This is a genomic window from Kribbella sandramycini (genome assembly GCF_013131805.1).
Taxonomy (GTDB): Bacteria; Actinomycetota; Actinomycetes; order Propionibacteriales; family Kribbellaceae; genus Kribbella; species Kribbella sandramycini.
The window spans coordinates 1,107,886-1,127,542 of sequence record NZ_JABJRC010000001.1; the positions used below are offsets into that span (position 1 = coordinate 1,107,886).

Annotated in this window: 17 protein-coding genes and 1 tRNA gene; 8 read left to right on the forward strand and 10 right to left on the reverse strand. The window is 69.8% G+C overall.

What is annotated here, in order from left to right; translation table 11 throughout:
* The first annotated feature begins 96 nt into the window (after positions 1–96).
* On the forward strand, positions 97–381 hold the full coding sequence (locus HPO96_RS04870; protein WP_171671326.1) for a hypothetical protein: 285 nt from the start codon (positions 97–99) through the stop codon (positions 379–381).
* Here HPO96_RS04870 and HPO96_RS04875 read toward each other — a convergent pair.
* Together HPO96_RS04875 and HPO96_RS04880 are read right to left on the reverse strand one after the other, a co-directional pair.
* A complete protein-coding gene (locus HPO96_RS04875) occupies positions 342–893 on the reverse strand; it encodes a hypothetical protein (RefSeq protein ID WP_171671328.1) in 552 nt (183 codons plus the stop codon). The genes HPO96_RS04870 and HPO96_RS04875 overlap by 40 nt on opposite strands.
* On the reverse strand, positions 890–2,260 hold the full coding sequence (locus tag HPO96_RS04880; protein WP_171671329.1) for an OFA family MFS transporter: 1,371 nt from the start codon (positions 2,258–2,260) through the stop codon (positions 890–892). Before HPO96_RS04880 ends, HPO96_RS04875 begins: the two co-directional genes overlap by 4 nt.
* 153 nt (positions 2,261–2,413) lie before the next feature.
* Between HPO96_RS04880 and sucC the strand changes: the two genes are divergently transcribed.
* From sucC to HPO96_RS04895, 3 genes are read left to right on the forward strand one after another with little or no spacing between them, the layout of a single operon-like run.
* Positions 2,414–3,565 (forward strand): ADP-forming succinate--CoA ligase subunit beta, encoded by a 1,152-nt coding sequence (sucC, locus tag HPO96_RS04885; RefSeq protein ID WP_171671331.1) that lies wholly within the window; start codon positions 2,414–2,416, stop codon positions 3,563–3,565.
* Positions 3,566–3,578: 13 nt separating this feature from the next.
* Positions 3,579–4,469, forward strand: a complete 891-nt coding sequence (gene sucD / locus HPO96_RS04890; protein ID WP_171671332.1) for a succinate--CoA ligase subunit alpha — start codon at positions 3,579–3,581, stop codon at positions 4,467–4,469.
* The gene (locus HPO96_RS04895; RefSeq protein WP_171671334.1) at positions 4,466–5,341 is read left to right on the forward strand and encodes a 2-hydroxy-3-oxopropionate reductase; all 876 of its coding nucleotides are present in this window, start codon (positions 4,466–4,468) and stop codon (positions 5,339–5,341) included. The genes sucD and HPO96_RS04895 overlap by 4 nt, the downstream gene beginning before the upstream one ends.
* Positions 5,342–5,421: 80 nt before the next feature.
* On the opposite strand, the gene HPO96_RS04900 is transcribed toward HPO96_RS04895, so the two are convergent.
* From HPO96_RS04900 to HPO96_RS04915, 4 genes are all read right to left on the reverse strand, one after another.
* Entirely contained in the window at positions 5,422–6,408 is a 987-nt protein-coding gene (locus tag HPO96_RS04900; RefSeq protein ID WP_171671336.1) for a LacI family DNA-binding transcriptional regulator, read from the reverse strand.
* 136 nt (positions 6,409–6,544) lie between these two features.
* Positions 6,545–7,522, reverse strand: coding sequence for a 2-dehydropantoate 2-reductase (locus HPO96_RS04905; protein ID WP_171671338.1), 978 nt, complete (start codon positions 7,520–7,522; stop codon positions 6,545–6,547).
* Positions 7,523–7,524: 2 nt separating this feature from the next.
* Positions 7,525–9,291, reverse strand: coding sequence for a glyoxylate carboligase (gene gcl / locus HPO96_RS04910; protein ID WP_171671339.1), 1,767 nt, complete (start codon positions 9,289–9,291; stop codon positions 7,525–7,527).
* 45 nt (positions 9,292–9,336) lie between these two features.
* Complete coding sequence (locus tag HPO96_RS04915) at positions 9,337–10,134, reverse strand: hydroxypyruvate isomerase family protein (protein WP_171671341.1); 798 nt, start codon at positions 10,132–10,134, stop codon at positions 9,337–9,339.
* A 261-nt stretch (positions 10,135–10,395) separates the two neighbouring features.
* On the opposite strand from HPO96_RS04915, the gene HPO96_RS04920 reads away from it, so the two are divergent.
* Complete coding sequence (locus HPO96_RS04920) at positions 10,396–10,599, forward strand: cold-shock protein (RefSeq protein WP_171671343.1); 204 nt, start codon at positions 10,396–10,398, stop codon at positions 10,597–10,599.
* Positions 10,600–10,640: 41 nt separating this feature from the next.
* Here the strand turns inward: HPO96_RS04920 and HPO96_RS04925 are convergent, their stop codons facing one another.
* The 3 genes from HPO96_RS04925 to HPO96_RS39515 are packed head-to-tail and all read right to left on the reverse strand — an operon-like array spanning position 10,641 to position 14,719.
* A complete protein-coding gene (locus tag HPO96_RS04925; RefSeq protein WP_171671345.1) occupies positions 10,641–11,108 on the reverse strand; it encodes a GNAT family N-acetyltransferase in 468 nt (155 codons plus the stop codon).
* Entirely contained in the window at positions 11,105–11,503 is a 399-nt protein-coding gene (locus tag HPO96_RS04930) for a M23 family metallopeptidase (RefSeq protein WP_171671346.1), read from the reverse strand. The genes HPO96_RS04925 and HPO96_RS04930 overlap by 4 nt, the downstream gene beginning before the upstream one ends.
* Positions 11,504–11,536: 33 nt before the next feature.
* Positions 11,537–14,719, reverse strand: coding sequence for a tetratricopeptide repeat protein (locus HPO96_RS39515; RefSeq protein WP_171671348.1), 3,183 nt, complete (start codon positions 14,717–14,719; stop codon positions 11,537–11,539).
* A gap of 177 nt (positions 14,720–14,896) precedes the next feature.
* Between HPO96_RS39515 and orn the strand changes: the two genes are divergently transcribed.
* Together orn and HPO96_RS04945 are read left to right on the forward strand one after the other, a co-directional pair.
* Positions 14,897–15,493, forward strand: coding sequence for an oligoribonuclease (orn, locus tag HPO96_RS04940; RefSeq protein WP_171671350.1), 597 nt, complete (start codon positions 14,897–14,899; stop codon positions 15,491–15,493).
* A gap of 68 nt (positions 15,494–15,561) precedes the next feature.
* A tRNA-His gene (locus tag HPO96_RS04945) sits at positions 15,562–15,634 on the forward strand.
* A 370-nt stretch (positions 15,635–16,004) separates the two neighbouring features.
* Here HPO96_RS04945 and HPO96_RS04950 read toward each other — a convergent pair.
* On the reverse strand, positions 16,005–18,872 hold the full coding sequence (locus HPO96_RS04950) for an ATP-binding protein (RefSeq protein WP_171671351.1): 2,868 nt from the start codon (positions 18,870–18,872) through the stop codon (positions 16,005–16,007).
* Between the two features lie 134 nt (positions 18,873–19,006).
* Here HPO96_RS04950 and HPO96_RS04955 point away from each other — a divergent pair, with 134 nt between their 5' ends.
* Positions 19,007–19,657 (forward strand): DUF998 domain-containing protein, encoded by a 651-nt coding sequence (locus tag HPO96_RS04955; protein ID WP_171671353.1) that lies wholly within the window; start codon positions 19,007–19,009, stop codon positions 19,655–19,657.

The following is a 19,657-nucleotide window of genomic DNA, read 5'->3' on the forward strand; positions in this document are numbered from 1 at the left end:
GGCCGGGGTGCGGCTTACTTGAATGTAGATTGCATACCGTATGTGGTAGTCGTAGTCTTAACCCAGGCCACGGTGGTTGTCCAGAGGGAGGCTTCAATGACCATCCACGAAGAGCTGCAACGGACCCGGACCGCCCTGATCGCCCTCGAGAAATCCCTTGTGTCGTTGCGGAATCACCTCGGCCCCCATCTCGACGTCCTCCGGCTGCTGGATGACCACGAGCGCTGTACGGCGGATCTGCGGCGGCTCGAGGAGCAGATCCGGATCCCGCAGCGCGCCGAGCTGATGGTGATCCCCGACGACGACCGCGACCACGGGTTGTGGGGCGCCGGAGATGTCGATCACGAGGGCGTCGGAGCCCCGGGCCGCAGGGCGCCGTGAGCTGAGAGGCACTGTTTCAAAAGGTTTCTGAGCTTTCGATCGCGGTCACCGTTCGCATGGCGGGCGGTGACCGCGACTGCTTCCGCGACCTGCTCGGTCGCGACGAACGTGCGGTAGAAGGGCTCGCTCCAGCCGAACCGGTCGAGGAGCGGCAGCCACCAGCGGGCCGCTCCCTGGCCGGTCAGCAGATGCAGCGCGGTCTCGTGCGCGCGCCGCATCCGCACGGTCTCGTCACTCGTCAGCTCGCCGGTGGTCAGCGCGGTCGAGACGCAGAGCGCCACCACCCGCGCTGACACATCCAGCCCGGGCCGAGCGGTGTCGATGAACTTCGGCGCCAGCGGTACGAGCGCCCGGCGTCCGGCCGAGCTGGAGTGGTCGTGAACGGCCCGGGCCGCCGCACTCAGGGTCGGATGCACGCAAGTCGGCCGATCCGTCCACGGCTCCCGGGCCAGCTTCGACACCAGCTCCATCACACAGGGGTCGGGCCGCCGGACGCGCCCGTACTCACTCACTCGTTCGACCCGGCAACCGGCGTACCCAACTGGCGGCGGACCGACAGCGCAGGTCGCCCAGGCTGTTTCAGCAGCCGCACACTCAGTGCCGCGAGGACGCCGAGCAGCCCGGCCCCCAGGAACAACGGGCGGTAGCCGACCGCGGCGATCGCCGAGGCCGCGACCCCGACGCCGACCAGGCCACCGGCCGCCTTGGCGGAGTACAGAATCGCCTGGTTCTGCACCAGGCTGTTCTCGCCGAAGAACTCGAGCACGAGGTTGGCCATGATCGCGTAGAACGCGCCGCCGCCGAGCCCGGCGAACATCGCGCAGATCACGAACGCCCAGCCCGCGCCGGCCTGACCGGCGACCACCAGGCCGACATGGGTGACGCTCTCCACCATCAGGACGACGGCGAGCACCCGGCGGCGGCCGAACCGGTCGGACAGGTTACCCGCGAGCGAACGACCAAGGCCGTTGACTGCGGCAAGCAATCCGGCCGCGAAGCCGGCCACGACCATGCCCAGACCGGTCGAGACCGCATAGCTGACCACGAACGCGATCCCGAACAGCGACAACGCCGCGCTGATCGCGAGCATCAGCCACATCAGCGGCAGCGCACCGGTTCGCATCGCCTCGGCCGGCCGATAGTGCCGGACGGCGGGCGCGTTGTGCGGGATGCTCCGGTTCAGCTTGCGGTCGACCGCCCACACCTGCGCATCCAGCTCAGCGGGCCACCAGTGCCGCGGCGGATCCTTCAACAGCCCGCCACCGACGGCGGTCACCAGGACGGCGACGATCGCGGCCAGATCGAAGACCAGCCGCCGGCTCCCCGGCGAATCCGCGAGCGCCAGCAACGCGATACTCGGGACCGCGCCGATCGCGAACCCGCCGGTGACGAACCCGATCGTGCTCGTCCGCCGCTCCGGGAACCAGCGGGCCGCGGTGGTGATACCCGCGGCGTACACGACACCGGCGCCGATCCCGCCGAGCAGCGCGTAGCCGATCACAACGACCGGGTAGCTGTCCGCGTGCGCCAGCGTCGCGAGGCCGATCGCCGAGAGGACGCCGCCGAGGACGACCAGCTGGGTCGGTGTGGCCCGGCGTACGCGCTGGAGCCAGCCGGCCGGGACGGCGACCAGGGCCTGGCAGGCGACGAAGATCGCCAGCAGCCACAGGGTTTGCACCGCACCCCAGCCGCGATCGGACTGCAGGCCGAGGGCGGCCGTGCCGAACGAGTACTGCAACGGGCTGATCGCGATCATGCAGGCCCAGGCCGCCCACAGCTGCCAGCGGCGCGAGTGACCGGTCAGGTCCTGCGCCTCCTCGCCGATCCGGTAGCGCCGGCCGTAGACATCACGTACATCCCGGGGCGTCACGTGATTCATATCGCCTCCTGACTACTGCATACCGTATGAGATCTGTGGTACTCCTCTCCGCGGCCGGTTGTCCAGAGCTGGCGTGTTGCGACTGGCTCTTGTGACCAGATTGCATACCGCATACAGTCGCCATGCGACCGTAGACGATCGGAGGACTCCCCCGTGGACCTGATGGAGTACCAAGCCAAAGAGCTGTTCGCCCGGCACGGCGTACCGGTGACGCTCGGCCGGGTGATCGAGGATCCGGCCGATGCGGCCTCGGCCGCCGCCGAGCTCGGCGGGCGCGTGGTGGTGAAGGCCCAGGTGAAGACCGGCGGCCGCGGCAAAGCCGGCGGCGTCAAGCTGGCGGCGTCCGCCGAAGAGGCGACCGCCCGGGCCGGCGAGATTCTCGGGATGGATATCAAGGGGCACACCGTGCATCGCGTGCTGCTCGCGCCGGCGGCCGCGATCGCCGAGGAGTACTACTTCTCGTTCCTGGTGGACCGGACCAACCGCGAGTACCTCTGTATCGCGAGTACCGAGGGCGGCGTCGAGATCGAGGAGGTCGCGCACAGCAACCCGGACGCGATCGCGAAAATCTCGATCGACCCGGCGACCGGCGTCGACGACGCGAAGGCCGCGGAGATCGTGGCCGCGGCCGGGTTCCCGGCCGGTGCGGAGGACGTCGTCCGCAAGCTGTGGGACGTGTTCGTCGCCGAGGACGCGACGCTGGTCGAGGTGAACCCGCTGGTGAAACTGGCCGACGGCTCGCTGGAGGCGCTCGACGGGAAGGTCACGCTCGACGACAGCGCGGCGTACCGGCATGCCGACCACGCGTCGTTCGAGGACCGCGCGTCCGCCGACCCGCTGGAGGCGGCTGCACACGACAAGGGCCTGAACTACGTGAAGCTGGACGGCCAGGTCGGGATCATCGGGAACGGCGCCGGGCTGGTGATGTCGACGCTGGACGTCGTCGCCTACGCCGGTGAGCAGTACGGCGTGAAGCCGGCGAACTTCCTCGACATCGGCGGCGGCGCCTCGGCCGAGGTGATGGCCAACGGGCTGGGGATCATCCTCGGCGACGCGCAGGTGCGCAGTGTGTTCGTCAACGTCTTCGGCGGGATCACCGCCTGTGACGCCGTCTCGAACGGGATCGTCCAGGCGCTCGCGCTGCTCGGCAAGCAGGCCGACAAACCGCTCGTCGTCCGGCTCGACGGGAACAACGTCGCCGAAGGCCGCCGGATCCTCGCGCAGGCCAACCATCCGCTGGTGACCGTGGTCGACACGATGGACGGCGCCGCCGCCCGTGCCGCCGAGCTGGCCGCTCAGAACTGAAGGGATTGAACAGATGGCGATCTTCCTGACCGAGAAGAGCCGGGTCGTCGTACAGGGGATGACCGGCGCCGAGGGACAGAAGCACACCAGCCGGATGCTTGCCGCCGGCACCGATATCGTCGGCGGCGTGACCCCCGGCAAGGGCGGTCAGTCGGTCGATTTCGCGAAGCGCTCGATCCCGGTCTACGGGTCGTGCGCGGACGCCGTCGCGGCGACCGGGGCCGACGTCTCGGTGGTGTTCGTACCGCCGAAGTTCACCAAGGGCGCGGTGATCGAGGCCGTGGACGCCGGGATCCCGCTGGTGGTGGTGATCACCGAGGGCGTCCCGGTGCATGACACGGCCGCGTTCTTCGCGCACGCCGAGGCCGCGGGCGTCCGGGTGATCGGGCCGAACTGCCCGGGCATCATCAGCCCGGGCCAGGCGAACGCCGGCATCATCCCGGCCGACATCGCCGGGCCCGGCCGGATCGGGCTGGTCTCGAAATCCGGCACGCTGACCTACCAGATGATGTACGAGCTGCGGGACTTCGGCTTCTCCACCGCGATCGGTATCGGCGGCGACCCGATCATCGGGACGACGCACATCGACGCGCTGCGCGCCTTCCAGGACGACCCGGACACCGACGCGATCGTGATGATCGGCGAGATCGGCGGGGACGCCGAGGAGCGGGCCGCGGCCTTCATCGCCGAACACGTCACCAAGCCGGTCGTCGGTTACGTGGCCGGCTTCACCGCCCCGGAGGGCAAGACGATGGGCCACGCGGGCGCGATCGTCTCCGGCTCGTCCGGGACGGCGGCCGCCAAGCAGCAGGCCCTGGAAGCAGCCGGGGTGAAGGTCGGCAAGACCCCGACCGAGACCGCCGAACTGCTCCGCGCGGTCCTGCACGCGGAGGTAGCGGTATGACCGCGATCGGGTTCATCGGGCTGGGGATCATGGGCTCGCACATGGCGGCGAACCTGATCGCCGCCGGGCATGCGGTGACCGGGTACGACGTCGTCCCGGCGTCCGTGGATCGGTTGGCGCAGGCAGGTGGCAAACCGGCGTCCGATATCGCGTCGGCTGTTGCGGGGGCCGAGGTCGTGATCACCATGCTGCCGGACTCGCCGCAGGTGGTGGAGGTGGTGCTGGAGCCGGGCGGCGTGCTGTCGGCGGTGGAGCCGGGCGCGCTGCTGATCGACATGAGCTCGATCGCGCCAGAGACGTCGCGGGCCGTCGCGGCCGCGGGCGCGGAGCGCGGCGTCCGGGTGCTGGATGCGCCGGTGAGCGGTGGTGAGCAAGGGGCGATCAAGGCCTCGCTGTCGATCATGGTCGGCGGCTCGCCGGAGGACTTCGCGACGGCGCAGCCGATCTTCGACGCACTCGGCCGGACGATCGTGCACGTCGGGCCGCACGGCGCCGGTCAGACGGTGAAGGCCGCGAACCAGCTCATGGTCGCGGGCATCATCAGCCTGGTCGCCGAGGCGATCGTGCTGCTGGAGGCCTCCGACGTCGACAGCACTCGCGGACTCGAAGTCCTCGCCGGCGGTCTGGCCGGCAACCGGATCCTCGATCTCAAGGCGACCTCGATGATCGCCCGGCAATTCGAGCCCGGCTTCCGGATCGACCTGCATCACAAGGACATGGGCATCGCCCAGAACGCCGCCCGCTCAGCCGGCGTCGCCCTCCCCGTCACCGGCATCGTCGCCCAACTCGTCGCCGCCGCCCGGGCCCAAGGCCACGGCTCCCTCGACCACTCCGCCCTGCTCAAGGTCGTCGAGGAGCTGTCCGGTCGCTGAACCAAGCAACGGGTAGTAGTCGGCGCGGCAGCCGGCGGCCACGCTCACGGCGGGCTCGCAATCGGCCGCCGCGGCCACTACTACCCGTTCTTGTGTCCGGTGCTCGCGCGGACGATGAGCTGGGTCGGCACCGAGATCGGCGCCGGCTGGGGGCCGCCGGCGGCGATGGCTTCGAGGAGCGACTCGACGGAGTGCTGCCCGAGCGCGCTGAAGGACTGGCGGATGGTGGTGAGGGGCGGCCAGAAGTGGGCCGACTCCTCCATGTCGTCGAAGCCGACGACGCTGACCTCGCCGGGGACGGCGCGGCCGGCCTCGTGCAGGGCGCGGAGGACGCCGAGGGCCATCTGGTCGTTGGCAGCGAAGATCGCGGTGACTGCGGGATCGGCGGCCAGGCGGCGACCGGCCTCGTAGCCCGAGGGCGCGGTCCAGTCACCGAAGAGCACCGGCGGGACTTCGCGGCGGTGGTCGAACAGGGTCTGTTCCCAACCGCGCCGCCGATGGGCCGCGGGGTACGACGTCACCGGGCCGCCCACGTGCCAGACCGTGCGATGCCCGAGGTCGAGCAGATGGCCGGTCGCCTGACCCGCGCCCTGGAACTGATCGGTGTCGACGACCGGATAGTCGTAATGCGCGCTGGAGTCGACCACCACGACCGGCAGGCCATGCGGCAGCTGAACGCCGGCCTCGTCGAGCAGGTACGCCTCGATCAGGATGATCACGCCGTCGACGGCCTGCGCGCTGAGCCGGTTGAACGCGGCGGTGACCGCGCGCTGGTTGATGTCCAGGACGGGCATCAGGTTGACGGCGTACCCGCGCTCGGTGGCAGCGGTGGCGATCGCGTCCAGCGTCCGCGTCGTACCGAAGGTCGAGAGCTCGAAGACGATCACGCCGATCCCGTGGAACGCTCCGCTGCGCAGCGCGCGGGCGGCGCCGTTCGGGCGGTACCCCAGCTCGCGCATCGCGGCCCGGACCCGGGCCCGGGTGGTCGCGTCGACATTCGTCCGGTTGTTCGCGACCCGGGAGACGGTCTGGCCGGAGACGCCCGCCAGCGCGGCGACGTCCGCCATCGAAGGCCCTCGCCGTGGTCTCTCCATCCGCTCCCCCGATCCGGCGCGTGTTGACGTGAACACTACGACCGGAACAGGGGCATGAGAAGTGGAAACAGGTGGGTCCGACGGTCGCTGTACGCCGGACCCACCTGGTCTAGGCGGGCGTGCCGATCTTGCTGGCGAGCAGATCGGCGACCGCGTGGACGGCGCGCAGCGTGGGCGCCGGCGTACCGGTCAGCTCGGCCAGCTCGACCACCGCCGCGAGGATGACGTCGAGTTCGAGCGGTTTGTCCTTCTCCAGGTCCTGGAGCATCGAGGTCTTGTGCTCACCGACCCGCTCGGCGCCGTCGATCCGTTTGTCGACCGAGATATCGGGCCGGCAACCGACTGCGGCCGCGATCGCCAGCGACTCCTCCATCATCAGCCGGATCATCGCCCGGGTGCCCTGATGAGTGGCGATCTCGACCATGGTCGCCCGGGCCAGCGCGCTGATCGGGTTGAACGCCGCGTTGCCGAGCAGCTTGATCCAGATGTCCTTGCGGACGTCGTCCTCGACCGGGCACTTCAGCCCGCCCGCGATCATCGCGTCGCTGAACGCCGTACAGCGCTCGGACACTCCCCCGCCGGGCTCGCCGATCGAGAACCGGGTGCCCTCCAGATGCCGGACCAGCCCGGGCCCCTCCAGCTCGGTCGAGCAATACACGACGCAACCGACCGCGCGATCGAGGTCGATCACCCGGGTGACCGATCCGTCCGGGTCGACGGACTCGATCCGGCGTCCCTCGTACGGGCCCGCGAGTTTGTGGAAGTACCACCACGGGATGCCGTTCTGCGCGGCGATCACCACGGTCTTGTCGTGCAGCAGCGGCGCCAGCAGCGGGCCGGACGACGCGTAGGAGTTGGCCTTCAGACCGAGGAAGACGTAGTCGACCGGGCCGACCTCGGCCGGGTCGTCCGTGGCCGGCGTCCGCGCCGCGAAGTCGCCGCGCGGGCTGAGCACCCGGACGCCGTCGCGCCGGATCGCCTCCAGGTGCGCGCCGCGCGCGATCAGGTGCACCTCCGTGCCGCCCCGATGCAGCGCGGCGCCGACGTACGCGCCGATCGCTCCGGCGCCGAGAACCGCGACCTTCATCGTCACTCCCTCGGGCCGGAGGCGGTCGGGACCGGATGCCGGACGTCGGTGAGCTCCTCGAACTCGACGACGTTGTCGATCTCGGTGCCCATGGCAACATTCGTGACGCGTTCCAGGATCACCTCGACGATCACCGGGACGCGGAACTCGGCGAGCAGCTTCTTCGCCTCGTCGAGGGCCGGCTGGATCCCGTCGGGCTCGAAGACCCGGACCGCCTTGCAGCCCAGACCTTCGGCCACCTTCACGTGATCGACGCCGTACCCGGCCAGTTCCGGGGTGTTGATGTTGTCGAAGGCGAGCTGAACGCAGAAGTCCATGTCGAAGTTGCGCTGCGCCTGCCGGATCAGGCCGAGATAGGCGTTGTTCACCACGACGTGGATGTAGGGGATGTTGAACTGCGCCCCGACCGCGAGCTCCTCGATCAGGAACTGGAAGTCGTAGTCGCCGGACAGCGCGACGACCGGCGTGTCCGGGTCGGCGACAGCGACGCCGAGCGCGGCCGGGCCGGTCCACCCCAGCGGACCGGCCTGACCCGCGTTGATCCAGTGCCGCGGCCGGTAGACGTGCAACATCTGCGCGGCCTGGATCTGCGACAACCCGATCGTGCTCACGTACCGCGTCTCCGGCCCGAAGGCGTTGTTCATCTCCTGGTAGACGCGCTGCGGCTTGATCGGGACGTTGTCGAAATCGGTCCGCCGGCGCAGCCGCGCCTTGCGATCGCGGCAGGCCGCGGCCCACTCGGAGCGGTCGTCCAGCGGCGCCTGCTGCCGCGCGACGTGCAGCAGCACCTCGAGCGCGGCCTTGGCGTCAGAGACGATCCCGAGATCCGGCGCGAAGACGCGGCCGATCTGCGTCGGCTCGATGTCGATGTGGACGAACTTACGGCCCTCGCGATAGACGTCGAGCCCGCCGGTGTGCCGGTTCGCCCAGCGATTGCCGATCCCGATCACCAGGTCGGCGGCCAGCATCGTCTCGTTGCCGTAGCGATGCGAGGTCTGCAGGCCGACCATCCCGGCCATCAGCCGATGATCGTCGGGAATCGTCCCCCAGCCCATCAGGGTCGGCACGACCGGCACGTTCGTCAGCTCAGCGAACTCGACCAGCAGATCCGCGGCGTCGGCGTTCACGACGCCGCCACCGGCCACGATCAGCGGCCGCTCGGCCTGTGCAAGCAGCTGCAGCACGGCCTTCGCCTGCGCGAGACTGGCCCGGGGTGTTGCCACCGGCAACGGTGTGTAGAGCTCCGGATCGAAGTCGATCTCGGTCAGCTGGACGTCGAGCGGCAGGTCGATCAGCACCGGCCCGGGACGGCCGGAACGCATGATCTGGAAGGCCTTCTGGAACGCACCGGGGACCTGAGCCGCCTCCAGTACGGTCACCGACCACTTCGTCACCGGCTCCGCGATCGACGTGATGTCGACGGCCTGGAAATCCTCCTTGTGCAGCTTCGCGACCGGCGCCTGGCCGGTGATGCAGAGGATCGGGATCGAGTCGGCGCTCGCGGAGTACAGGCCGGTGATCATGTCGGTGCCGGCCGGCCCCGACGTACCGACGCAGACGCCGAGGTTGCCGGCCCGGGCCCGGGTGTACCCCTCGGCCATGTGCGAGGCGCCCTCCACGTGCCGGGCGAGGACGTGCCGCAGCTCGCCCTGGGCGCGAACGGCGGCGTAGAACGGGTTGATGGCCGCTCCGGGCAGGCCGAAGAGATGGGTGACGCCTTCGAGGCGGAGGATCTCCACCGCGGCGCGGGCAGCGGTCATTCTGGGCATACCAGCTCCAATCGAACAGGAACGAGCGGTACTGCTATGTCCGGCTCAGCGGATCCAGTCGAAGCTCTCCGCGGTACTGCCGGACGGCTTGTACTCCAGGGCGATCCAGCCCGCGTAGCCCGCGGTGGCGAGCTCGGCGAGATGCTGGTCGACCGGGATCTTCCCGGTGCCGGGTTCGTTCCGGCCGGGCGCGTCGGCCAGCTGGACGTGCGCGATCCGGTCGGCGTACGCCGCGATCGCGGCCGGCACGTCGTCCCCGTTGACGGTCAGGTGGTAGAGGTCGAGCAGCAGCCCGAGGCCGGTCACGCCGGACTCGGCCGCGACGCGATCGATGACCCGGACGACGTCGGCCGCCGTCCGGAGCGGATAGCGGTCGGCGCCGCTGACCGGCTCGACCAGGACGACGCCGCCGAAATCGGCCGCCGCGGTCGCGGCGAGCGCGAGGTTCGCCGCGGCCAGCTCGTCCTGCGCCTCCGGGCTGAACCCCTCGACCCGGTTGCCGTAGAGCGCGTTGAACGCGCGGCAGCCGAGCCGCTCGCCGATCCCCAGGGTGACGGGGATGTTGTCGCGGAACTCGAGCGCGCGCTGCGGCCAGGAGACCAGGCCGCGGTCGCCGGCCGGCATGTCACCGGCGGCGAAGTTCAGCCCGATGAGCTGGACGCCGGCGTCGGAGATCGCCCGCTCGAACGCGTCCACCTCGGCGTCGCCAGGAAGGTGCGTGTCGAACGGCCACCAGAACTCGACGGCGTCGAACCCGGCTGCCTTGGCCGCCGCGGGCCGCTCCAGCAACGGCAGCTCGGTGAACAGGATCGAGCAGTTGACGGCGAATCGGGCAGACGGCATCGATCCCACCTTCCGTGGTTTTGTATACGGGATACAGTAGGCGCGAGCCCGGATGCGGTCAAGATCACACCGGCGGCAAGCGCTCGCCGAATCGCCGGCCCCGAGCTGCGGCGGGTTGTGCTACGGTTACCAGCGGTTGCAGTTTTGCAGTTCCTCGTTCGTTCTTGACGCCCGCGGATTTGTGATCCGCAGGGCGTTTTCTCGTTCCGGGCCGGATTGACGGCAACCGACATCTCATTACCCATCAGAGAGCGGTACATCATGGCCAGCGGAACAGTGAAGTGGTTCAACGGCGAGAAGGGCTTCGGCTTCATCTCCCAGGACGGCGGCGGCGCCGACGTCTTCGTGCACTACTCGGCGATCAACACCCAGGGCTTCAAGACCCTGGACGAGAACCAGCGCGTCGAGTTCGACCTGACCCAGGGCCAGAAGGGCCCGCAGGCGGAGAACGTCCGCCCGGTCTGAAGTCGTGACGTAGGGGCCCGATCAGCCGATCGGGCCCCTACTCATGTCCAGAGGTGTTCGCCGTCGACGACGGTGTCCGTCCGCGTGAGTCCGACCGCGGCGGCGACGGCGGCCGAGGCGTGATGGTCCGGGTGGATGGTGGCGGTGATGCGCTCGATGCCTTGCGCTCGCAGCCAGGCGGCCAGGCCCTGCGCGGCCTCCTTCGCGTAGCCGTGGCCCTGCCACGCGGTGCCGACGACCCAGGCGATCTCCGCGGTGCCGTCGGTGACCGTGGCCTGGACGTAGCCGATCAGCTCCTGGGCCTGGAGGACCCAGTTGAGCCAGTGCTCGGTCGGCGAGCCGGCCAACTGCCGTTCGTAGCGGGCGGTCAGCTGTGCGACGGTCGGCGGCTCGCCGCCGGTGAAGCTGTAGAGCGCGGGGTCCGCGAGGACGGCGGCCATCGGCTCGGCGTACTCGACACGGAGCGGGAGAGCCTGGAGACGGTCGGTGGCGAACTGCGTGGCGATCACGGGTGCACGGTAGCGCCAGGCGGCTCGGCGGCTCCCTCCACGGCCGACTCACCTGGCGCCACCACCCGCATCCGGGCGTTGGTGTGCAGATCGAACTGAGGTTTGCGGACGCCGTCGCCCCGCTCCTCGTAGTGCAGATGCGCCCCGGCGGCGACGCCTAGCACCTCACCGGTCTCCACGGTCTCCCCCTCGCGGACCGTGGGACCGGACAACGGCCGGTACAGGTGCTGAATCGCGTTGGTCTCGACGACGACCAGCTCGTCCCGCACCTGTACGACGACACCAGCCAGCGTCGCCCGGACCGTCGTACCGGGTGTGGTGCGGTAGTCCCGCCCCGGGTGAGCCGCCGCGTCGTACTCGCGGACCACCGTTGGGTTGTGCACCGGCGCTGCCATGTGCAGATCGTGCGAAGCGACCTTCAGACAGTCTTAAACCCGCGCCGGGAACGGGGCTGGTTCTACCTCCAGCTCACCCATCCGTTGGACATAGGTGCGGTAGGCCCGGCGGGCTTCGCCGTGGGCGCCGCTGGCTTGGAAAGCGGTCACCAGGCCCAGATGCGCGCGTTCGTCGTACTGATCGCGCTGCAGGATTCGGAGCAGGTAGCCGGCCACGGCGTCCGGGTCGCGGCGTCCGCGCTCGGCCAGCACCCGAGCTACCCGGACGTAGAGCGCCCGGGCCTCTTCGCGCATACCGGCGGCCCAGTCGGCGTACACGTCTTCTTCCAGGAAGTCCCCGCTGTACGCCGCCTCGGCCGTGCGCAGTTGCCGGAGGTCACCGGCGTTGAGGCCTTCACGGGCGTCATGCAGGAACAGCTCGACGTCGACGGTCGTCTGGTCGCCGTCGAGCCAGATGGTCGCCCGGTCGGCGCCGATGAAGTGGTCGGCGGCGTACTTCTTCTCCGGGTCCAGCACGGAGCGGACGGTCGACAGAGCGACCGAGAGCCGGGGTGAGGCGACCGCCTCGTCCTGGTCGGGCCAGAGGAAGTCGAGGAGCTGGAGGCGCGCAACCGGGCGACAGCGGCGGGCCACGAGGATCTTGAGCAGGTCTCGGGCCTTCTTGGACGGCCACTCACCCAGCTGGATCGCCTTGCCGTCTCGGAGTACCCGGAAGCCGCCGAGGCATTCGACTCGGACGGCGGCCGGGCCGGTCTGATCGCTGGTGGCGAGCGCTGCGGCGGCGTACCGGGTCGCACCGGCGGCCAGGAAGCGTTGGTGGGCACGGATGGCCAGCTCGCGCCCCTCCGCGCCGGGAGTGCGCTGGGCGAGCATCAGCTCGGCGCGGGCCTCCCCCAGCTGGTCGCTCAGCTCGCTGCGGATGTTCAGCACCTCGTGGAGGACGGCGGCACCGCTGGCTTCGGCGTACAGCTCGAGAGCGTCCGCCAGACCGGCCCGGTCCCGACGCTTGCGGCTAAGGGCCGCCGCTTCCTCCGCGGTCGACGCCGCCTCGACCTTGTTACCTGCGTGCAGAGTCACCCAGCCGAGCGCGACCAGCGCACCGGACTGGCCCAGGACCGGGCCGTAGGCAACAGCCTGCCTGGCGAGCTCAGCCAGCTCGGCCGCGCGTTCTGGCTCTTCGACGGCCAGAACGCGGGCCAGGCCGGCTAGCGACGGGACCAGGGACTGCATGTCCCTGGTGTCCTCGGCGATCGCAATGGCCTCCTCGAAACAGGCTCTGGCCATCGCGCGGTCACCACGCTGCCGGTAGACCTCACCGAGCACCGATAGTGGTTGTGCAACGCGTTTGGAGTCCAGCTTCTGGTAGAGCGCTCTGGACGCCTCCAGCTCACCAATCGCCTCGTCCAGCCGGCCCAGGTGCAGCAGGGCTTCGCCGCGGTTGTTCAGCGCCAATGCCCGGAAGACTGCGAAGCCCGCCCGGTCGGCAAGCTCCAGCGCGATGTCCAGCTCCTTCAGACCGAGCTCGTAGTCGCCCTCACTGATGTGGTGCGACGAACGGTTCACGCGGATCCGGATCGATTGCAGCAGGTCGCCTGCGCGTTCGGCGTGTTCCAACGCCCGTACGTAGTGCGACGAGTTGCCACTCGGGTCGCTGTCGACGGCGGCCAGCATCGCGAGCACGGTGTGCGAGATGGCCAGCGCCCGGTCGTCGCCCTTAGCCGCCGCGTACGCCGCGTTGACGAGCGCTCGGCACTCGTCGAACTCGCCACGGAGCCAGTGCGCACCTGCCCACCAGGCTTGCAGCAGCGCCTCGTCGGTTGGATGCGCGCCGTCGATCCGGCCGCGTTGGTAGGTCGCGATCGCCACATCGGTCTGACCACGCAGGTGGTGGATCAGGCCGAGCCGCCAGGCCACTCCGACCGGGATTTCGCCGTCCGGCTCGATGATGCGGTCGAAACACTCGACCGCGCCCTGCCAGTCGCCCAGAACCTGGCGCGCCTCCCCTTCCAGCTGATCCATCGCCTGGTCGCGGTGTTCGGCGGGTAACGCCGTCACAGCGGCGACTACTACTTCGGCCAGACCGCCGCTGACCATCGAATGCCCCGTCTCGGTGAGCATGCGGACCGCTCTGGCCGGGTCGACCACCTGATAGCAGGCCAAGGCGTCACGGTGTTCGCCGACTGACTCGAACCATTGGCCGGCGTCCAGGGTGAGCTTTGTGAGCTCCTCGGCGTCCACAGTCAGCCGGTCGTTGGCGAAGTTCTTGACGAGTGGATTGAGTTCGTAGCCGTCTGCGTCGCCTGCGGAGACGAGGAGGCCGCGGGTGCGCAGCTGCTGCAGAGTCTCCACGCCACTCGTCAGACCGATCGCCTGACAGAGGTCTGTGCCGAACCGCGGTAGCACGGCGACACCGGCGACCAGACGTCGTACGGCTGGCGGCTCGGCGGCGAAGACCTCCTCGGCCAGGTAGTCGTAGAGAGGGCCGTCGGAGCGCAGCGCGCGCTGCAAGCGGCCCAACCGCTCAGCTGGCGGCGCCGTCCGCAACGCCTCGACAGCCAGCCGGACTGCGGCCGGCCAGCCCTGGACTGCGGCCTGCAGCGACTCAGCCAGCTCTTCGGTGCCGTTGCCGAGCACTGTCTCCAGCACGGAGAGTGTTTCGGCCACTGTGAACCTCAGACCGGTCGCATCGATCTCGAGCACCTGGCCACGGCCCCGGAGCCGGTCGATCCCGAAGGGCATTGAGGTGCGGGAGGCAACGATCAGGTGCACGTTCGGTGGGGCGATCCGGACCAGACCCTCGATCAGCCTGGTGGCGGGCGCATCTGGGCCCAGCTCGTGCAGATCGTCCAGAACGAGGACCAGGTCGTCGTCGAGGTTCTGGGCCAGGGCATCGGCCAGGAGAGCGGCGTACGCGAAGGCACGAGTCTCCTGCTCGGCATCGGCGTCCGGACCGCGGGGGCTCTGCAGCTCGGCCGGTATGGCTGCCAGCGCAGGCACCTGACTGCGGAGCGCCTCGGCCAGGCGAGCGACCATGCCGGCGAGCGAGGCGTCCTCGGCGCGGACGGTATGCCAGGCACAGCTCCGCCCTGCTGCCCACGCGGACAGCAGCGTCGACTTGCCGAAGCCGGCGTCGGCCACGACGGTCAGCAGCCGCCGCTGGGCACCCTCGTCCAGCAACGCCGTCAGCCGCGGCCTCCCCACGGTCCCCTCCGCCACCGGCGCCTCCTCCCCAATCCCGAATAGGACAGCACCAGCAGCTACCGCTCCGCAACCGGGTTGGCACGGAATGCACCGGGTGAATTGCCGGAACGGCCGGTCTCGGAACAGCGAAAGTCGCCCGATACCGCCCGGCGGGCGCACGACCGTCGGCGTGCGGTCGTAGGGTGGGTGCCCATGAACGACCGGCTGGTGTGGATCGACTGCGAGATGACCGGCCTCGACCTGGCGGCGGACGCCTTGATCGAGGTCGCGGTGCTCGTCACCGACTACGAGCTCAACGTGCTCGACGACGGCATCGACCTGGTGATCGCGCCGCCACCGGGCGCCCTGGAGCAGATGGGCGACTTCGTCCGCGACATGCACACGGCCTCCGGCCTGCTCGCCGAGCTCGACCAGGGCATCGCGCTGGCCGACGCCGAGCAGCAGGTCCTCGACTACATCGCGGGTTTCGTCAAGGAGCCGCGCAAGGCCGCCCTGGCCGGTAACTCCGTCGGCACCGACCGCACCTTCCTGGTCCGCGACATGCCACGCGTCGAGTCCCACCTGCACTACCGCAACGTCGACGTCAGCTCGATCAAGGAGCTCGTCCGCCGCTGGTACCCGCGCGTCTACTACGCCACCCCCGCCAAGACCGGCAACCACCGCGCCCTGGCCGACATCCGCGAGAGCATCCACGAACTCCGCTACTACCGCGAGACCGTCTTCGTCCCCCAGCCCGGCCCCGATTCCGACACCGCCCGCGCCGCCGCAGCCGCCGTCACCACCCCCTGAACCCCCGATTTTTACTCTCGCCCCTCCCTCGCTATGATTACGCAGCCGCTGCACTTCGAGCGGCAATGGTGGGTGTAGCTCAGCTGGTAGAGCACCTGGTTGTGGTCCAGGTGGTCGCGGGTTCGAGTCCCGTCACTCACCCGAAGTCGAAGGCGACCCATGTCCGCGGAGAGCGCGGACCGGGTCGCCTTCGGCATTTTGTGCGCCTGCGCTCCGCTTGGCGCGAGCGGGGGCTTCGCCACCCGCACCCCCTTGCGACTTCGCTTCGCTCGTCGGCGGGGGCTGAGTGAGTTGGTTGCTGACCACTCGCTTCGCTCGTCGGCGGTTGCTCGGTTGAGCAGGCACTGACCACTCGCTCCCGCTCGTCGGCGGCTGCTGGGTTGGGCCCTTCGGCGACTACTCGCTTCGCTCGTTGGCGGCGGCTTCGGCTACAACTCGCTTCGCTCGTTGGTGGGGCTGGGTTGGGCGGGTGCTGACACTCCCTCCCGCTCGTCGGTGGGCTTCTCGGGGGCTACTCGGTTTGGTTGGTGGGGGTCAGGTTGTGGGTGTGGGCGACGGCGACGGCTTCGGTTCGGCTGGCGACGTCGAGCTTTCGCAGGATGCGGGCTACGTGGGTGGCGATGGTGTTGGTGGAGACGTAGAGTTCGCGGGCTATTTGGGCGTTGGAGAGGCCTCGGGAGAGGACTTGGAGGACTACTCGTTCGCGGGCGGTGAGGCCGAAGGGGGGTGGGGTGGGGCGGTCGGTGGGGAGGCCGGCTCGGGTGGAGAGGGTGGTGAGGTGGGTGAGGAGGGGTTGGGCGCGGAGGTCGGTGGCGATGGAGTGGGCTTCGGTGAGGGCGTCGCGGGCGCTCGGTTTGTTGCCTGCGGCAAGGGCTGCGGTGGCGGCGCCGGTTAGGGTCCAGGCGAGTTCGTAGGGGTCTTGGAGGTTGCGCCAGGCGGTGGTGGCGGTTTGCCAGGCTGCCTCGGTGTTTGTGGTGGTGGCGTCGAAGGAGGTCAGGGCGGCGGCTACGGTGGGCCAGAGGGCGGCGGCTGGGGTGAGGGTGTGGCGTAGTTTGGCCAGTTCGGGGCTGGGCTTGGTTGCCGTCTGCTGGTAGTGGGCTCCGGCTAGTAGTAGCCAGGACGCTTCGTATTGGAGGACTGGGCCGCTGGTCAGGATCCGGTGCACCCCGGTCTGGAGAATCTGGTGTGCGCTGTCGAGGTCGGCGCGTTGGGTTGCCAGTCTTACTCGGAGGCCGGCGAGGATGGGTTGGAAGGCGGCTGGACGGCGAGCTCCGAACATTTGCTCGGTTTCGGCGATGAGGTGTTCGGCGCGGGCGGATTCGCCGCGCCGCAGGATGATCTGCGCGATGACGAAGCGTAGGACGGCCGCGTAGCGGGGCGGTGGGGCGTCGGCGAGCGCGTCGTCGACGACGTCCAGTGCTTCGTCCCAGCGGCCGAGGTAGAACAAGGCGTAGGCGCGGTTCTGGGCGAGGATGCTGCCCCGGGATCTGGCCAGGCCGACCCGTTCGGCCTCCTGCTGTGCGGCGCGCGTCGCGTCTGCCGCCTCCGCGCGGCGGCCGGCCTGTACCAGCGCCAAGCCGGCCCACTGCGAGGCGGTCAAAGCGACCTGGTGGTCCCCGGCCCGAGTCGCGAGGACGCGCGCTTGGTCGTAGCGGGCCAGCGCGGCTGTGGTGGCGCCGGCGCGGCTCTCGACCCAGCCGAGCGGTAACAGCGCCGCAGCGCGGAGTCCGTCGTCATCGACTCGCTCAGCGAGGTCGAGGGCCTCTTCAGCGGCGGTCAGGGCGCCGGAGCGATCGTCGTCGATGCACTGCACGAAGGCCGTCCAGGACAGGAGCCGGCTTCGTACGTCGTCCGCCGAGCCCGGCGCAACCAGGTCGACTGCCGCGCTGAGCTCCTCGAGACCCGTGTTGTCGATCCGGTTGCTCAACAGCCCTTTCAGCCCGAGAACCCAGGCCACCAGCTGCGGCTCTGTCGTTGGATCGAGGTCGGCCAGCGCCGCCGTCGCATAGTCGACTCCCAGCACCGCCTGACCGGCGGCGTGGGCCGCCTCCACTGCTGCCGTCAGCACCTCGGACCGGGAGACCCCGAGCAGCTCGGCGGCATCGTCGACCTCGGACCAGGCCGCGAGAATCCGGCCGACCAGGTTCAGCTCCTCGTCGTACGCCGCCTGCCGGCGCGCGGCCCGCGCAGCGCCCCACGCTGCAGGCAACGCCGGCCTCGGCTCTCCGGCTGCGAACCAGTGCACGGCGAGGACGGCCGACTCCGTCGAGGTGTGGAAGGAGGTTGCCTGTCGCCGGGACACCCGCAGCCGGTCGGCGATCGCCCGAGCGAAGCGGCCGTGCAGCCGACGCCGCTCCCCCGGCAGCAGGGAGGCGTAGACGGCTTCGCGGATCAGGTCGTGCCGGACGACGTACTGGTCGTCGCGAAGAGCAACTTGGTTCCGGTCGAGTAGCTCACGCAGCGGCTCGTCGATCGATTCGCCGATCACCTCGGACAGCAGTTCGTCCGTGACGCCCCGACTGGCCACACAGACCGTCACCAGCAGCTGCTGTGCGGCCGGAGACAGGTCGGCCACCCGATCTAGCAAGAGCGTGCCGAGGTCCGCCGCCGACGTAGTACTGGCGTCTTGGAGTGCTTCGGCAAACAGCGGGTTTCCGCCGCTGCGGCGATAGATCTCGCTGCTGATCAGTGGATCGGCCGGCTGCTGGTCGATCGCGGCCAGGAGCGCGCCGATCTCCCGGCGTCCGAGCGGTCCCAGCTCCAGCCGAGTGACCTCCGCACGACGACCGAGCTCCCGGAGCAGCTGGCGCGTCGGATGTCCCGGCGCCAGTTCGCCGGAGCGGATCGTGCCGACCAGCAGTACGGCGCGATGCGCGAGATTGCGGGCCAGATAGACGAACAGCTCCCGGCTCGAGGCGTCGGACCATTGCAGGTCCTCGATGAGCACGACCACCGGCCGGTTCCGCGCCGCCCGGTCGAGGAGTGCGAGCACCTCCTCGTAGAGACGCACCTGGCCACCCGCCACCTCCCGCAAGGCCAGCTCCGGCCACCACTGCGCGAGCGCGGTCCCGTCGGCGGGTAGTTCAGCCCGGAGCCGGTCGGCTCCCCACTCGCGCAGCAGCCCGCGCAGGACCGACACGAACGGCACCCACGGCGCTCCGTCGGCGCCGAGCTCGAGGCAACCACCGGTCAGGACGAGCGGATCGCCTGGGAGCTGTTCCGTCGCCGCAGTCACCAAACGCGACTTGCCGATACCGGCTTCGCCCGAAATGAGCACCGTCGCCGATTCGCCGCTGCGTGACCGCTCGTACGCCGTCCGAAACGCCGCGAGCTCGTCCGTCCGCCCCACCAGGACCGGGCTGATGACTGTCGGAGCCATGTCGTCATCGTCGCACAGGCCGAGATCGCCGCATTTGTCATCAGATCTGGTGACGCCAGGGACGGGTCGCGACGGACAAGGTAGAGCCATGAACAGGCCGCGCAGCCAAACCCGTACCCACCTTGGAGCAACGAATGACCGCTACCGCAAGTACTCCGGCCAGTACCGTCGAAAGGACGCCGGACACCCGCAGGTTGCTGGGCGCGCTCGTGCTGTCCAGCCCGCTCTGGGCGGCCGTGTCCCTGGCCCAGGTCGCGACCCGTGACGGATTCGACCTGACCAGGCACCCGCTGAGCATGCTGGCCACCGGATCGCTGGCCTGGCTGCAGATCACCAACTTCGTCGTCGCCGGCTTGCTGGCCGTCGTCGGCGCCCGCGGTCTGGCTCGGGTCGTCCCGAGCAAGTGGGTGCCGCGACTCGTCACGACGTACGGCGTCGGCTACGTCCTCGCCGGCGTCTTCACACTGGACCCCGGCGGCGGCTTCCCGGTCGACCACCCGGAGACGCCGACCACCCTCAGCTGGCACGCCGGGCTCCATCTGCTCGCCGGCAGCGTCGCCTTCATCGCACTGATGATCGTGCTGATCAGCTTCGGCCGGTTCTTCCTCCGGCATGGCCGGCGTGGCTGGGCCATCGCGGCTTTCGCCGGTGCGGCAGCCGTGCTGGTCGGCGACGTGGCCTCGATGGCACAGGTCGCAGCCGGCTCGCTGGTAATGGCCGTCGGCGTCCTCTCCGCCATGCTCCTGCTCTCCGTGATCACCGCCAAACTCCGTTCCGAAATCTGA

Coding starts and splice junctions, on each gene's coding strand:
- HPO96_RS04870 (WP_171671326.1), top strand. CDS start 97: ATGACCATCCACGAAGAGCTGCAACGGACCCGGACCGCCCTGATCGCC.
- HPO96_RS04880 (WP_171671329.1), bottom strand. CDS start 2,260: ATGAATCACGTGACGCCCCGGGATGTACGTGATGTCTACGGCCGGCGC.
- sucD (WP_171671332.1), top strand. CDS start 3,579: ATGGCGATCTTCCTGACCGAGAAGAGCCGGGTCGTCGTACAGGGGATG.
- HPO96_RS04895 (WP_171671334.1), top strand. CDS start 4,466: ATGACCGCGATCGGGTTCATCGGGCTGGGGATCATGGGCTCGCACATG.
- HPO96_RS04900 (WP_171671336.1), bottom strand. CDS start 6,408: ATGGCGGACGTCGCCGCGCTGGCGGGCGTCTCCGGCCAGACCGTCTCC.
- HPO96_RS04905 (WP_171671338.1), bottom strand. CDS start 7,522: ATGAAGGTCGCGGTTCTCGGCGCCGGAGCGATCGGCGCGTACGTCGGC.
- gcl (WP_171671339.1), bottom strand. CDS start 9,291: ATGCCCAGAATGACCGCTGCCCGCGCCGCGGTGGAGATCCTCCGCCTC.
- HPO96_RS04915 (WP_171671341.1), bottom strand. CDS start 10,134: ATGCCGTCTGCCCGATTCGCCGTCAACTGCTCGATCCTGTTCACCGAG.
- HPO96_RS04920 (WP_171671343.1), top strand. CDS start 10,396: ATGGCCAGCGGAACAGTGAAGTGGTTCAACGGCGAGAAGGGCTTCGGC.
- HPO96_RS04930 (WP_171671346.1), bottom strand. CDS start 11,503: ATGGCAGCGCCGGTGCACAACCCAACGGTGGTCCGCGAGTACGACGCG.
- orn (WP_171671350.1), top strand. CDS start 14,897: ATGAACGACCGGCTGGTGTGGATCGACTGCGAGATGACCGGCCTCGAC.
- HPO96_RS04950 (WP_171671351.1), bottom strand. CDS start 18,872: ATGGCTCCGACAGTCATCAGCCCGGTCCTGGTGGGGCGGACGGACGAG.
- HPO96_RS04955 (WP_171671353.1), top strand. CDS start 19,007: ATGACCGCTACCGCAAGTACTCCGGCCAGTACCGTCGAAAGGACGCCG.